The organism is Rhodococcus sp. MTM3W5.2, from assembly GCF_001984015.1.
Taxonomy (GTDB): domain Bacteria; phylum Actinomycetota; class Actinomycetes; order Mycobacteriales; family Mycobacteriaceae; genus Rhodococcus_G; species Rhodococcus_G oryzae.
The window spans coordinates 794,536-808,900 of sequence record NZ_CP019572.1 but is presented as its reverse complement, the minus strand read 5'-3'; the positions used below and the strand labels follow the sequence as shown (position 1 = coordinate 808,900).

Below are 14,365 nucleotides of genomic sequence, written 5' to 3'. Positions count from 1 at the left end.
CCATCAGGACGACGGGACCGTCGCCACCACCCGGGTGCCCTCCCCCGGCGCCGACGTCAGCTCCAGGGTCCCGCCCAGGTTCTCGATCCGGAGAAACTGCGAGGCCAGCCCGATGTGGCCCTCGGCGACACGCGCGGGCAGGCCGTCCGGGTCGAACCCGACACCGTCGTCAGCCACCTCCAGGGTGATGGCCGTGGCGGTGCGGGCCAGCAGCACGTCGACCCGGTGCGCGTGCGCATGCTTGTCGATGTTGCCGAGCGCCTCCCTGGCCACCCGGTAGAGCAGCGACTGACATTCCGGCCTACCCACCTCCGCCAGCCGCACCCGTATCTCGTAGCCGCCGCGGCGGCCGTGCCCGTCGGCCAGCTCGCGCAGCGCCGCCGTCAGGCCCAGCTGCTCGAGCACCTGCGGGTGCAGTGTGGTGACCGTCGAACGGAGCTGAGTGGCGGTCTCGCGCAGCGCGGCCTCCGCAGCCACCAGCGCGGGGTCCCGGTCGCGCTCGATCGCCTCCTCGAGGTCCATCCGGGCGGCGAGGACGTTCTGCAGCGGGCCGTCGTGCAGGTGCTCGGCCAGTCGCCTGCGCTCGCGCTCCTCCGCCCCCATCGACTCGGCGACCAGGCGGCGGCGCACGTCCAGCAACGAGATCACCGTCCCGGAGCGGCGCACCAGGACGAAGGACAGCGCGGTGGTCGCGGCGGTGAGCCACAACAGGAAACCGAAGTACAGGAACACCACGCCCGGCAGGTCGACGAGGTCGTCGCGGACCGCATAGAAGATCCACACCAGCAGGTAGCCGACGGCCGTGCAGGTGCCGAGGGACGCGGTCAGTGCGGGCCGGTACTGGAACGCCACCGCCACCGGCAGCAGGAAGAACACCGGCAACAGCGAGGAGGTCGCGCCGCCGGACGCCAGGCAGAGCGCGAGCAGCGCCGCGATGTCGACGCAGGTGGATGCCCAGCCCGCCCACGGCCGCACCTGCCTGCGCAGCACCACCGCGAGCCACACCGCTGCCGCGACGGCATACCCGAGTAGGACCAGCAGGAACAGCGTCGGCATCCAGTGCTCGATGCGGACGACCGGACCCAGCAGCGCGATCAGCGCGATCAGCGGGAGCCGCAGGAAGGCCGTGACCCGAACGGCCTCCGTCGCGTACCGCTCGACGACCCGGTCCCGATCGCGGCCCGCCACGTCACTCCAGCAATCCCCGGCGCATGGCCTCGGCCACCGCCGCCGCGCGATCGCTCACCCCCAGCTTCTCGTACAGCCGCTGCACGTGGGTCTTCACCGTGGACGGCGCCAGGAACAGCTCGCCCGCGATGGCCGGGATCGTCAACCCACGGGCGATGGCCGCCAGCACCTCCCGCTCGCGGGCGCTCAGCGCCGGACCGGTGGGCTCGGCGTGCCGCCGGACCTCTCCCAGCAGGCCCGCGGCCAGGCCGGCGGGGAGCACGTCGCGGCCCTTCGCACAGTCGAGGACCGCGGCCACGATCTCGGCCCGCGTCGACTCCTTCGGCAGGAACCCGGCCGCGCCCTCCTGCACCGCGTGATACACGATCGCGGACTCGTCGTGAGCGGAGAGCAGCAACACCCGGGTGCCCAGTTCGTCCCGGCGCACGGCGGCCGCGACCTGACTCCCGTCGAGCTGCGGCATCCGGTAGTCGACCAGCGCGACCTGCGGTCGGTGCTCCCTGATCAGCGCCAGCGCAGCGGCCCCGTCGTCGGCCTCCCCCACCACCTCGACGGCGCCGCTCCCGACGAGCGCCCGGACGACGCCGTCACGAAAGAGCGGATGATCGTCGGCGACCACGACGCGTACCTTCTCGACCATCGGTCACCACGACCCGAGACCGGCCATGGCTCACTGTCTCACGGTGCTCCGACCACGACCAGGCAATCTGGGCATTCACCGAACCTGGGGATGAATTGACCTTAAACCACTGTTAATTACTCACACGAACGAGAGGTTTGAACTGGACGGTCGGCCTACTGTGTGGAGGTGCGCAGACGGGGGTCTGTCGTGCACGGCAAACAGGGGAGGCTGAGGGTGAATCAGAGGATGGGTGGCCACGAGCTTGACATGGCTCGAGCGCCAGGCAGCAGGGGCGTGCGACAGTCGGGCAGCCCGGAACATTCGCCATCTATCCCGAGGAACACAAAACTCGTACCCTTCGCCACGAGAATCACACCCGAACTGCAACGTCAACTGAAAGCGACGTGCGCAGAGAACGGAATTCGAATGCAAGATGCCGTCCATTCCGCCCTTTGGCGATGGCTGAACGCTTAGGCGTTGTTGGACGTTCAGGATCGACAACGCCGGACATTCAGGGATTTGCGGCAACAGGGGGTAGAGAATTGACACTAATTGAACGTGTCGTGCATTACGTACCAAATCGATGGCTCGGACACCTATTGAAGCACTCAGAGTTGCTGAAATTCCTCATCGTGGGCGCGATCACCTTTGTTACCACGGTAGCAATCTTCTTCTGCCTCAAATGGACAGTCCTACCGGCCAATCCAGTCACGGCGAATATCGTCGCGGTCCTGGTTTCAACGATTCTCTCGTACGTACTGAACAGGGAATGGTCTTTTGCCGAACGGGGCGGCCGGCCAAAGCACCACGAGGCGGCATTATTCTTCGGAGTCGCAGGCGTGGGTCTTGCACTCAATCAGGTACCGTTGTGGGTTTCACGATATGTACTCGATTTCAGAACTCCTGATACCTCCTTCCTTGTGGAGAACGTAGCCGATTTCATCAGCGGGGCAATCTTGGGAACATTGATGGCCACCGCCTTCCGCTGGTGGGCCATGAGGCGATTCGTGTTCGTGCCATCCGGCATTCAACCGGCCCCCCTAGGACTGCGAGAAACGACAGTCGAGTTGAATCACGACTGAACTAGCGATCTCCGCAGGCTGTGCGATGACACCCTGGACCAGTCGGCGCAGTAATTCTGCAGCCTGCAATTCACCAATGAACGAGATGCTTCGCTAAATTGCTGTGCGTCAATCTCCGCCAAGCCGAGGAAATGTCACATCAACGTTGCCACCAAACCGCCGAGCAATCGACAGTTCTTTCGTGAAATCGATCCTGCTGCTTTGATCGACAACTATTGCCGGACCCTGCAGGTACGGCCGCCACGACCTGAACCCGGCGGCATCGCCGACGTCTCTCTTTTTCCGTTGACCTGCAAGTACATACGACGCGACGACACGACACCGATCAATGTCGATCCACGATGCCTGATCCAAACCCTCGCCAGGACCATTCGAACCCTCGCGAATGAAATGAATCTAGAAAGAAAGAAAGTTGGAATGATTTCTTATCGAAATCCTTCACAATCCGAGACTGTTGCACAAGACCTCGATTATCGTTCCCGGCGTGAAGATAACAATGAAGATTGCCGCAGTCTCCGCCATCGCACTGTCGTCGGCTATGGGTGCAGGAATGGCTTCAGCTTCAGCCACACCCATCGATGCCGTGCCGACACCGGCGCAGGTCGAATCTGTCCCTGCACCGGCGCCGGGACAGATTTCTCCGTTGGGTTTCGTATATCACGGGCCGTACAACAGCAGTTGGCAATGCAACCTGGCTTCCGTCCCCTTCGCAAACATGTTGGCGAGGCCGTGCGGGCAACATGACGATGGGAAGTGGTGGTTCGAGACCTTCTTCTAGGAGCCCTGAAATACATAGTATTTCTGCAGGAGAAAGTTAACCGATGTAGCGGCAGCCTGAGAGCCAATCCAGGCTGCCGCTACCGTCATACCCCCAAGGTCCAGGAGACTCCTGATGAACGCGTCCACGGCGATCACGACGGCGAAGCAGAAGGTATAGGTCAATGCGGCCCGCCCTTTCTCCTTCACGCTACGGTCACCAGTAAATGTGAATCTGCTGTTGAGCGAATATGCGACGGAACTTCCCAGCACAAAGCTAATTCCTCGGCTCACAGCGGGATCCACCCCGAACGCTAGCAATGCTGACCTGGCCCCGTAGTCGACGATGGCCCCGGCCACCCCCACAACGCAGAACAAGATGATGCGTTTGTAACTTTGAAAGAACGAGTTCCCACCTGCTGCGAAACTGCCGGCCGTGCTCCCCATGGGCTCCCTAGTTTTCATGTCGAGACGGTTATTCAAGTACCCGCAGCAGACAATACAGGCAGGCGACGAGTGCAATATTCAAAGCAGGATCGATCCGGCTTTCGGTCGGCAGATCCCTTCCTAAACAGTCGGGCCGGCGCTGCCTTTGCGCTGGCAGCCCTGATGGTGTCGGCCTGCCTGACCGTGGATTTCGCGGACGGGAATGGCTACATCGACCTCCTCGTGTACCGGATGGGTGCACATGTGTTGCTCGACGGCGGAGACATCTACGGAGCGCTTCCGCCGGTCTTCGGCAACTTTGGGCTGCCGTTCACGTACCCGCCGCTATCGGCGATGCTCTTCGTGCCGCTTGAGTTGATTCCTCTCGGGCTCGGCAAGCTCATGTTCACCCTCGTATCCGTCGCAGGGCTGGGGGTGACACTGCGAGTGGTGCTCGATCGGGTGCGACCTCACCTGGGAGCACGCGTCTCGTGGACCGCAACCGCTATCGCCCTCGCCGCGGCACTGCAGCTCGAGCCGGTACGCGAGACCATCAGCTTCGGACAAATCAACTTGGTCCTGATGGCGTTGGTAGCTGTCGATGTCCTTACGAAAGGGCCGAAGTGGCCGCGGGGGCTACTGATCGGACTCGCTGCAGCAATCAAGCTGACCCCTATCGGCTTCTTGCTGCTGTTCCTACTCAAGCGAGACTGGCGGACGAGTGGGCACATCGTCGGCGCCGCATTCGGATTCACCGCGCTGGCCTTCGTCGTGATGCCAGAGTCGTCGGCGAAATACTGGTTGCAGACCCTCTCGGACACCGGCCGAATCGGTCCTGCCTACTTCGCCAACAACGAGTCCATCAAGGCCGTGATCTCACGCTTCGGGCCACCCGCGCAATTTGGTTCGGTGGTGTGGTTGGTCGCGGTCGTGGTGATGCTGGTGGTCGCGGTGACTGCCATTAGGCGCGCTCTTGACCATGCCGATCTTGTGTCGGCATTGATCGCGAACGCCACGGCAGTGCTCCTGGCCTCGCCGGTGTCTTGGTCACACCACTGGGTGTGGGCGGCTCCGGCCCTGCTGGTGCTGACACTCGGGGCACTGCGCGCGCCCAGGGAACGGACTGTCGTCGCTGCCACTGGCATTGGCGCACTCTTCCTGATCGGGCCGCAGCACCTGTTACCGACGGCCGGGGATCGCGAGCTTGACTGGGCGCTGTGGCAGCACCTACTCGGCACGCTGTACGTGACGGTCGGGTTCGGATTCTTGCTGTGGCTTGCGTTCGTGCGCTATCGGACGCGGGCGGGAGTCGTGGAGGCGCAAGTCCGCGAGTCTGCGTCATCGGAGCGGACCGTGAGCCCGCACGACTCGCCCAGCACCTCGCCGATGGTGTAACCGGGCACGTTGTTCATGGTGCTGATCAACATCGCCCGAGCGCACGTAACGACTCTCCCAGGGCCCGGCGCGGATCAGCGCTCGTGCCTGGGCTTCCAGACGACCAGCGCGTTGTTGCGCGGGATCGGCACCAGGTCCCGCCGATAGCTGGCGTGCACCTGGGCGATCTCGGCGGCCATCTCGGTGACACGCCGTTGCAGCGCCTCCACCTGATTGGTCAGCTCGATGATCCGCTTGATGCCCGCCAGGTTGACGCCCTCGTCCTGGGACAGCCGCTGCACCTCGCGCAGCAGTGCCACATCCCGCGGCGAGTAGCGGCGTCCCCCGCCGGTGGTGCGGTGCGGGGTCACCAGGCCGAGCCGGTCGTAGGTCCGCAGCGTCTGGGCGTGCATGCCAGCCAGTTCGGCGGCCACCGAGATCACGAAGACCTGGGCGTCCGGGTCCGCGGGTACGTCAGACCGGCTGTGGCCCGGCCCCCGGGGCGCGGTCATCACGCACCCGCCCAGCCCGCACGCGGATCGAATCCGCTGGCCTTCTCGGCCGACAGATAGGTCTGCAGCGCCTCGGTGGCGGTCTCGTCGAGATCCTGCGGCACCGCGACCTTGACGGTCACGAGCAGATCGCCCGCACCGCCGCTGCGCTTGGGCACCCCGCGACCGCGCACCCGGAGGATCCGGCCGTCCACGGTGCCGGCCGGGATCTTGACGCCGACCCGGCCGTCGAGGGTGGGCACGGAGACCGTGGTTCCGAGCACCAGTTCGCCGTAACTGACCGGCACGGTGACGGTCAGGTCGTCGCCGTTGCGGCCGAACACCTTGTCCGCCTTGACGTGCACGGTGACGTACAGGTCGCCCGACGGCGCGCCGCGCAGGCCCGCCTCGCCCTGCCCGGCCAGCCTGATCCGCTGCCCGTCGCTCACGCCCTTCGGGATCCGGACGGTGAGGTTGCGGGTGCGGTTCTGCACGCCGGTGCCGTGGCAGTCGGTGCACGGGTCGTCGATGATCGAGCCGGTGCCGCGGCAGTCGTCGCACGGCTCGCTGAACCCGAACGCGCCCTGGTTCCGGCTGACGATGCCGGAACCGTTGCAGCGCGGGCACACCCGCGGGCTGGTGCCCGGCTTCGCACCGCTGCCGTGGCAGGTGATGCAGGAGGCCGGGCTGGTCAGCCGCAGCGGCACGGTCACGCCCGTCGCGGCCTCGCGGAACGGCAGGCTGGTCTCGGCCTCGACGTCGCTACCCCGCTGCGGGCGGGTGCTCGTGCCTGCCCGCGTGCCGCCACCACGACCGCCGCCGAACAGGCCGCCGAAGATGTCGCCGATGCCGCCGTCACCGGTGGAGGTGTAGCTGGTGCCACCGCCGAACAGGTCGCCGATGTTGAACTCGCCGCCCCCGAATCCGCCGCCGGCCGTGCTGTACTCGGCGCCGGGGCGGAAACCACCGCGACCGAAGCCGCCGCTGGCGAACAGCCGGCGGGCCTCGTCGTACTCCTTGCGCTTGGCGGCATCCGAGAGCACGGCGTTCGCCTCGCTCACGGCCTTGAACCGCTCCTCGGCCGCCGTGTCACCGGGGTTGGCGTCGGGATGCAGATCCCGCGCCAGCTTCCGGTATGCCTTCTTGATCTCGTCAGCCGAAGCATCAGAGGAGACGCCCAGCTCCTTGTAGAAGTCCTTCTCGATCCACTCCCGCTCACTCACCGGGCGTCTCCTCCTCTCGTTGCTTCCTGTGTAACTACTCCGAGGCCCCGTCGGGCGCAGGCGCGCCGTCCGTGACCGTCACCATCGCCGTCCGCAGGATCCGGTCGCCGAGGCGGTAGCCCTTGCGAAGGACCGTCCCGAGCACCGGATGGTCGCCGTCGCCCTCGACCTGCACGGCCTCGTGCAGCTCCGGGGAGAAGGCGTCGCCCTCGTCGCCGAACGCCGCGAGACCGAGACCCTCCAGCACCCCGGCGAGCTTGTCGGACAGCGCCTTCAGCGGGCCCGACTCCAGGTCACCGTGCGCGCGAGCCCGGTCGAGGTCGTCCACGACATCGAGGAACTTGCCGACCACCGTTGCCCGCTCGGCCGCGACCGCCTGGTCGATACGGACGAGCGAATTCCGGCGGATGTTCGCGATCTCCGCCTTCGCGTAGCCCAGTTCGGTGCTGGCCTTCTCGAGCTCCGAGGTCAGCGTGAGCAGCTCGTCCACGGTGTCCTCGGTGTCGGCCGCGGCCCCGGCCGCCGCATCAACGGCGGCCGGGGTCTCGGTGTCGACTACTGGTTCGCGGTCGGCGTCCCGTTCGGTCACTTCTTGTCCTGATCGGAAGGCTCGTCCACGACCTCGGCGTCGACGACGTCGTCGCCCTGGCTGGGGGCTGCGCCGTCGGTGCCTGCCGCGGCCTCATCGGCCTGCGCCTTGTAGATCGCCTCGCCAAGGGACTGGGACTCGGTGGCGAGCTTCTCCACGGCGGACTTCACCGCGGAGATGTCGCTGCCGGCAAGGGCGGTGTTGGCCTCCGCGATGGCGGCCTCGACCTTCTCCTTGACGTCCGCGGGCACCTTGTCCTCGTTGTCCTTGATGAACTTCTCGGTCTGGTGCACCAGCGACTCGGCCTGGTTGCGGACCTCGGCCTCCTCGCGGCGGGCCTTGTCCTCCTCGGCGTGCGCCTCGGCGTCCTTGACCATCCGCTCGATCTCCTCCTTGGACAGGCCGGAGCCGTCCTGGATCTTGATCGTGTTCTCCTTGCCGGTGCCCTTGTCCTTCGCGGTCACGTGCACGATGCCGTTGGCATCGATGTCGAAGGTGACCTCGATCTGCGGCACGCCGCGCGGGGCCGGCGGGATACCCGCGAGCTCGAAGGATCCCAGGAGCTTGTTGTGCGAAGCGATCTCGCGCTCACCCTGGAACACCTGGATCTGCACCGACGGCTGGTTGTCGTCCGCCGTGGTGAAGGTCTCCGAGCGCTTGGTCGGGATGGTGGTGTTGCGCTCGATGAGCTTGGTCATCACGCCACCCTTGGTCTCGATGCCGAGGGAGAGCGGGGTGACGTCGAGGAGCAGCACGTCCTTGACCTCGCCCTTGAGGACGCCGGCCTGCAGGGCGGCGCCGATGGCGACGACCTCGTCCGGGTTCACGCCCTTGTTGGGCTCACGACCACCGGTCAGCTCGCGGACCAGGTCCGAGACGGCGGGCATACGGGTGGAACCACCGACGAGCACGACGTTGTCGATGTCCTTGACCGAGATACCGCTGTCCTTGATCACGGCCTGGAACGGCGCACGGGTGCGGTCGAGCAGGTCGGAGGTGATCTTCTGGAACTCGGCGCGGGTCAGCTGCTCGTCGAGGAACAGCGGGTTCTTGTCCGCGTCCACGGTGATGTACGGCAGGTTGATCGAGGTGCTCTGCGAGGAGGACAGCTCGATCTTCGCCTTCTCGGCAGCCTCGCGCAGACGCTGCAGGGCCATCTTGTCCTTGGTCAGGTCGATGCCGCTGGACGCCTTGAACTTGTCGACGAGCCAGGAGACGATGCGCTCGTCCCAGTCGTCGCCACCGAGGTGGTTGTCGCCGGAGGTCGCGCGGACCTCGACGACGCCGTCGCCGATCTCGAGCAGGGACACGTCGAAGGTGCCGCCGCCGAGGTCGAAGACCAGGATGGTCTGTTCCTTCTCGCCCTTGTCCAGGCCGTACGCCAGCGCGGCCGCGGTGGGCTCGTTGACGATGCGGAGCACGTTGAGGCCTGCGATCTGGCCGGCTTCCTTGGTGGCCTGACGCTGCGCGTCCTCGAAGTACGCGGGCACGGTGATGACGGCGTCGGTGATCTCCTCACCGAGGTACGCCTCGGCGTCGCGCTTCAGCTTCATGAGCGTGCGCGCGCTGATCTCCTGCGACGTGTACTTCTTGCCGTCGATCTCGACGTTCCAGTCGGTGCCGACGTGGCGCTTGACCGAGCGGATGGTGCGGTCGACGTTCGTGACCGCCTGGTTCTTTGCGGGCTGGCCGACCAACACCTCACCGTTCTTGGCGAAGGCGACGATCGACGGGGTCGTGCGCGAGCCCTCGGAGTTGGCGACCACTACGGGCTCGCCGCCTTCGAGCACAGACACGACCGAGTTGGTGGTCCCGAGGTCGATTCCGACCGCACGAGCCATAGTGTTCCTCCTACTTGTCGCAGCACCCCCGGCGACATAAGGCGCCGGGGCTGGTTGTGCTGGCATTTCTTGGCCATCTCACCCTAAGTGAGTGCTACACGCTCAAGTTTGCAACCCATCGGCGTGGTAGTCAAGCCTGAACTTGAGCCTGGTTCACTCAAGGCTGTCGAAGTGGTCAACGGGGGCGGTTCGCGTTTTGTTCCCGGGCGCCCGCATCTTTCTCGTGGAAGTTCCCGTCCCGTGTGGTGATGGTGCGGCGAAGGGTCCGGTCATAGCGTTGAAGGTGTCCGGCGAGCTCCTGCCGCACCAACCACCACACGAACGGTCTGTCGTCATGCCCACCAACCGAATCACCGCGACCATCCGCGCCGCCGCTGTCGCCGCACTGATCGGCCTGCCCGCGCTCGGGCTCGCGGGCGCCGCCGTCGCACACCCCGGCCCGCACCCGCCCGCCGCCGATCCGATCGTCGGATCCGAGGGCGGGGGATGTTCGGAGAATCGGGTCGGCGTCGACGGGGACACCGGCGAACAGCTCTCCTGTCGACGCGGCCCCGACGGGGGCGTCTGGTCGGGTACCGACGGAAGGATCGTCGGCGTCCACGAATTCGGATCGCCGTGCGACCCCGCGCTCGACGAGAGGTCGCAGACGCCGGAGGGCAGGGAGATCATGTGCACACCCGCCGATCACCAGTGGCAGTACGGCGCCTAGTCCGGGATCCGCGGGAACCCCGACCCGGACGCCTACGATCCAGGCATGGACAACGCAGGCGAGCAGGAGTTCGGAGTCCCGTCCCAGGCCGCACCCCCGCAGCCGCCGCACCGCCCGCAGCCGCCGCGCCCGGAGTTCGCCGCCACCCCGCTGCGCCCGGCGCCCACCGACGCCCCGCCGCGTGCGCTCACCGTCGCCCGGTCCGCCTGGATCGGCTCGTTCGCCGTCCTGATCGGCATCGGCGCCGCCACCGCGCTCGAGCTCACCGCGGTCCGCGACGCGCTCGAGTCCGCACTGTCCGCCGAACGGCCGGGCACCTCCCACCGCGACATCGCCGACACCGTCTCGGTCACCCTGCTGGGCTGCGCGTCGGCCGCCGCACTGCTGCTGGTCGCCGGACTGATCTGTCTGCACCTGCTCGGTGGGCGTCGCAGCGCCGCCCGAATCGCCCTCGCCGTGGTCGGCGTCGTCTCCGTCGCCGCGGCCATCGTGTTCTGGTCGCTGATGGTCGACGCGGGCGACGCCTCCGGCGGCGTGCTCGAGTGGGCCCCGCTCGTCTACGCCGGACTCGTGATCATCGGCGTCGCAGCGCTTTTCGCGCCCGGGATGAGCCGCTGGCTGCGGCACTGACCGCCGCGACCTCGCTGCCGGACGCCTAGCCCGAGAGCTCGGCGAGCACGCCCTCCGCGCTGCGTGCGCCGATCCCGCAGGCGCGCGCGGTGAACTGATCCAGCAGCGGATGTTCGGCCCAGGTCCGCCACTTGCGCACCGCCGCGAGGGCCGCTGCCCGCTCCGCGTCGACGCCGTCGTCGGGGTGGAGCCCGAGCCGCTCGCTGCGCCCGATGCCGAACCCGCCGACCAGCCGCTGCAGCTGCGCGACGTCATCGTCGGACAGGTTCGGCCGGGTCGAGCGCAATCGCCCGAGCAGCCGCAGCTCCTGGAAGCCGTGCACATCGGCGAGCAGTCGTTGCGCCGCGGCGCGGATCGGCGCGGACTCGGCGCGGGGGTGAGCCGAGAGCACGCGGGTGAGCGCGAGCAGGGCCGAGTGTGTCTTGAGCTGATCCGCCCGCTGACCGAACTGCACGTCGATCACCTGCCGCAGCTCGTGGAGGCCGCTGCGCTCGACAAGCTGTGTTGCGAGACTGGGCGAATCGGGCGTGCCGAGCTTGATCAGCGTGACCGCCAACCGGATTCCGAACAACCCGAACCGGTGCGCCAACTGGGCGCGGGTGTGCGCGTCCACCGGCAGCGGGCTGTCCGGGCGGGCGAACCGGTCCGCGGACAGCATCGCCAACTGCAGGTCCTCGGGCGGCACCTCGGCAAGCGCGCGAAAGGCCTCGTACTCGCGCTGCCGTAGCGTGCGCGCGCCGAGCGCCAGCAGGCCCGCGACCGGGACCACCGCCTGACACAGCCCCGTCAGCTCCAACTCGGTGGCGAAGCGCGACGCGACCTCCTTGGCCGACATCATCGCGTCGAGGCGGCCCGCCCCCACCTCGTCCGCGCGCGAGACCACTCCGACGACCCGAGGGGTCCGGACTCCCCGCCGACGTGCGAGCCGATCTGACCGAGGAATGCGACGTCGGTGGCGGCGAGGGTGCGCAGCAGGTACACCACGGCATCCGCGCCGGAGGCCGAGTCCTCCGGGGTCAGCATCTCCAGCGTGCGGGCCGAGACGTCACGCGAGAGCGAGGACGTGCCGGGGGTGTCGATGATGGTGGTGTTGGTGAGCGCCCGCGCAGGCCACTCCACGTCCAGCCGGTCCACCTCCGCGGCCGTCATCGCACCGAGATCGAAGGTGAGGCTGCTGCCCTCGCGCCGCTGGACGGGCACGTTGAAGGACTGGTCGCCGTGGTGCCACGCGGTGACAGTCGGCGTCGGGCCCTGCCGGTACCAGGTGACGACACGGGTGCACTCGGTGGCGTCGGTCGGTGCGATGTCCTGTCCCACAAGCGCATTGAGCAGGGTCGACTTACCGGCCTTCAACGACCCGGCAAGCGCGACGCGGAGCGGCTGATCGATCCGCTCGGCGCACTCGTCGAGTTGCCTGCGCACCGCGGGATCGCCCGCATAGATCTCACGTGCCGCACCGATCAGTGCCCGCGCCTGCGCCAGCGCGCCCGCGCTCACCGTTCGATCTCCACCGGGAGCATCTGTGCCGCAAGCTCCTTGAGCTCGCTCAGCGCGCGCATGTCCCGCTCGATCTGGGCGGCGCGCTGGGTACGTTCGGTGGTGGCCAGGTTCGCGGCCTCCTGCGCGGCGCGCAGCGAGTCGTTGAGTGAGCGCAGGGTCTGCTCGGCGATGGCGGTGAAGTGGTCGCGCAGCAGTCGCTGGATCAACCGCAGCCGGTCCTTCGACTCCTTGTTCACCTGGAAGCTGACGTCGTCGACGAACCGCCGGATCGCGACCTTCGCCTCGCTGCGGCGCTTGAGGATCCGCTGCTCACGGTCCTCCCGATAGGCCTTGGTGCCCAGCACCAGCCCGGCGCCCACCGAGATCGGGTTCACAAGGGCCATCCCCATCAGCGTGGTGATCAGCCCGAACATCAGCACGCCGCCGTACGAGCCGCGCATGCCGACGAGCATCTTCTGGGTGATGCCGATGCTCCCCGATTCGAGGTCGGCGAGGGAGCTGACGGGCTCGAGGACCCCGCCGAGGTCGGCGACGTCGAGGTGCGGCAGGTCCACCGACCCGGACTCCGCGAAGTGCCCGGCCACAACCTCGGCCAGCCAGATCGCGCGGTCGTGCGCCCAGACGAAGTTGTCGCCGATCGAGGTCGCGACCTGTTGCTCGAGCCACTCGCCGAGCTCCGCCCAGTCCTTGCCAGGGTCGCCCTCGTCCACGGATTCCTCGGCCTGGCGGGTGACCCGGCGCAGCCGGTCCCGCAGGTCGTGGTCGATGTCGGCGGCCAGGTCGGTGACGCCGTCGGACAGGGTCTGCTGCCACAGCGAGGTGCGCTTGTGCAGCTCCTCGGCCGCGACCTTGGCCTTCTGCAGCTCCGCAACGGCCGCCGCACCCTTGGCCGGGTCACGAAGCGCGGCAAGCTCGCTGCCGAGCGCGAGGGTCAGGTGTTCGGTGACCGAGTGCACGTCCAGCGCGACCGCGCGGCGGGTGGTGAGGTCTCCCCTGGCCACCACCTGCTCGCGCAGGAACGCGTAGAGGTCGGCGAACCCCGACTCGACGTTCAGCTCCTCGTCCTGCAGTCGCACCGCGTGCGAGCGCAGCGCCGACGACACCGGGATCAACGGCACGCTGAGCCCGGCGCGGCCGAGGTGCCCGCGGTCCGCCTCAACGATCTCCCGCCAGTGCGGGTACAGATCGGTCTTGCTGATCAGGCAGGCCACGGCCGGGCACAGGCCGAGGACCTGTCGAAGGAACGCGACCTCCGGCTCGGTGAACTCCTGGCTGGCGTCCGAGAGCACCAGGACCGCGTCGGCAGCGGGAAGGAGGCCGAGAGTGCTTGCCGCGTGTGGGTTTCCGTGTCCGCCGACGCCGGGGGTGTCCACCAGCACGAGCCCGTCCGCGAGCAGCGGGCTCGGCACGTTCACCTCGACCCGCAGCACCTCGCGTCCGCCGGCCAGCGGCGTCGAGGGCGTGACGGCACCCAGTTCCTCCAGCGGCACCGCCACCCGGACGGCGTCGGCTCCCGGCTCGGCGAGGACCAACTCCGCGCTCGCCGTCTGCGCGTTCTGCACGACCGTCGGCACCGCGGTGGTCTCGTCGTCGCCGACCGTGCACACGGTCAGGCCGAGCAGCGAGTTCACCAACTGGCTCTTGCCCTGCTTGAGCGGGCCGACCACGACGATCCGCATCCGCGGGTCCAGCACCCTGGTCTTGGCCAGCTCCAGGCGGTCAACCAGATCGGCTCGCCCGGCGGTCCGGGCGATGCCCCCGGTCCGCTCGAGCAGTGCCACCATGTCCGCGGCCGTTGCCTGTCCCGCGGCGGTGCGTTCGACTGCCGAAGCAGCTGCGTTGTCCATGAACCCGACCCACAATCCAATCTGCGCCGCGGGCGCCCGAACGGGCGCTCGCGGCGAGCGATTTCACTGTATCCAGCACGGAGCCGG

Annotated in this window: 13 protein-coding genes and 1 pseudogene; 5 read left to right on the top strand and 9 right to left on the bottom strand. The window is 67.6% G+C overall.

Annotation, left to right across the window (positions count from 1 at the left end; genetic code table 11):
• Positions 1–3 precede the first annotated feature (3 nt).
• Together BTZ20_RS03800 and BTZ20_RS03795 are read right to left on the bottom strand one after the other, a co-directional pair.
• Positions 4–1,188, bottom strand: a complete 1,185-nt coding sequence (locus BTZ20_RS03800; protein ID WP_077040434.1) for a sensor histidine kinase — start codon at positions 1,186–1,188, stop codon at positions 4–6.
• A gap of 1 nt (position 1,189) precedes the next feature.
• Positions 1,190–1,828 carry a response regulator gene (locus tag BTZ20_RS03795; protein ID WP_077040433.1) on the bottom strand — a complete coding sequence of 213 codons (639 nt, stop codon included), beginning with the start codon at positions 1,826–1,828 and terminating at the stop codon, positions 1,190–1,192.
• 440 nt (positions 1,829–2,268) lie between these two features.
• On the opposite strand from BTZ20_RS03795, the gene BTZ20_RS03790 reads away from it, so the two are divergent.
• The gene (locus BTZ20_RS03790; protein ID WP_083742506.1) at positions 2,269–2,892 is read left to right on the top strand and encodes a GtrA family protein; all 624 of its coding nucleotides are present in this window, start codon (positions 2,269–2,271) and stop codon (positions 2,890–2,892) included.
• A 201-nt stretch (positions 2,893–3,093) separates the two neighbouring features.
• Entirely contained in the window at positions 3,094–3,636 is a 543-nt protein-coding gene (locus BTZ20_RS26545; RefSeq protein ID WP_145982200.1) for a hypothetical protein, read from the top strand.
• A gap of 30 nt (positions 3,637–3,666) precedes the next feature.
• Here the strand turns inward: BTZ20_RS26545 and BTZ20_RS29660 are convergent, their stop codons facing one another.
• A complete protein-coding gene (locus tag BTZ20_RS29660; protein WP_077043468.1) occupies positions 3,667–4,095 on the bottom strand; it encodes a GtrA family protein in 429 nt (142 codons plus the stop codon).
• Positions 4,096–4,164: 69 nt separating this feature from the next.
• Between BTZ20_RS29660 and BTZ20_RS03780 the strand changes: the two genes are divergently transcribed.
• Positions 4,165–5,469 (top strand): glycosyltransferase 87 family protein, encoded by a 1,305-nt coding sequence (locus BTZ20_RS03780; RefSeq protein WP_083742504.1) that lies wholly within the window; start codon positions 4,165–4,167, stop codon positions 5,467–5,469.
• 74 nt (positions 5,470–5,543) lie between these two features.
• Here the strand turns inward: BTZ20_RS03780 and BTZ20_RS03775 are convergent, their stop codons facing one another.
• From BTZ20_RS03775 to dnaK, 4 genes are read right to left on the bottom strand one after another with little or no spacing between them, the layout of a single operon-like run.
• The gene (locus BTZ20_RS03775; protein WP_077040431.1) at positions 5,544–5,960 is read right to left on the bottom strand and encodes a heat shock protein transcriptional repressor HspR; all 417 of its coding nucleotides are present in this window, start codon (positions 5,958–5,960) and stop codon (positions 5,544–5,546) included.
• Positions 5,960–7,162 carry a molecular chaperone DnaJ gene (gene dnaJ / locus BTZ20_RS03770; protein ID WP_077040430.1) on the bottom strand — a complete coding sequence of 401 codons (1,203 nt, stop codon included), beginning with the start codon at positions 7,160–7,162 and terminating at the stop codon, positions 5,960–5,962. The genes BTZ20_RS03775 and dnaJ overlap by 1 nt, the downstream gene beginning before the upstream one ends.
• Positions 7,163–7,196: 34 nt before the next feature.
• On the bottom strand, positions 7,197–7,751 hold the full coding sequence (gene grpE / locus BTZ20_RS03765; RefSeq protein WP_077040429.1) for a nucleotide exchange factor GrpE: 555 nt from the start codon (positions 7,749–7,751) through the stop codon (positions 7,197–7,199).
• Entirely contained in the window at positions 7,748–9,592 is a 1,845-nt protein-coding gene (dnaK, locus tag BTZ20_RS03760) for a molecular chaperone DnaK (RefSeq protein WP_077040428.1), read from the bottom strand. Before dnaK ends, grpE begins: the two co-directional genes overlap by 4 nt.
• Positions 9,593–9,926: 334 nt before the next feature.
• On the opposite strand from dnaK, the gene BTZ20_RS03755 reads away from it, so the two are divergent.
• Together BTZ20_RS03755 and BTZ20_RS03750 are read left to right on the top strand one after the other, a co-directional pair.
• Positions 9,927–10,301 (top strand): hypothetical protein, encoded by a 375-nt coding sequence (locus tag BTZ20_RS03755; protein ID WP_077040427.1) that lies wholly within the window; start codon positions 9,927–9,929, stop codon positions 10,299–10,301.
• Positions 10,302–10,346: 45 nt separating this feature from the next.
• Entirely contained in the window at positions 10,347–10,931 is a 585-nt protein-coding gene (locus BTZ20_RS03750) for a hypothetical protein (protein WP_077040426.1), read from the top strand.
• Positions 10,932–10,956: 25 nt separating this feature from the next.
• Here the strand turns inward: BTZ20_RS03750 and BTZ20_RS03745 are convergent.
• Positions 10,957–12,428: pseudogene (locus tag BTZ20_RS03745) on the bottom strand (dynamin family protein).
• Complete coding sequence (locus tag BTZ20_RS03740) at positions 12,425–14,278, bottom strand: dynamin family protein (protein WP_077043467.1); 1,854 nt, start codon at positions 14,276–14,278, stop codon at positions 12,425–12,427. The pseudogene BTZ20_RS03745 and the gene BTZ20_RS03740 overlap by 4 nt, the downstream one beginning before the upstream one ends.
• Positions 14,279–14,365: the final 87 nt, after the last annotated feature.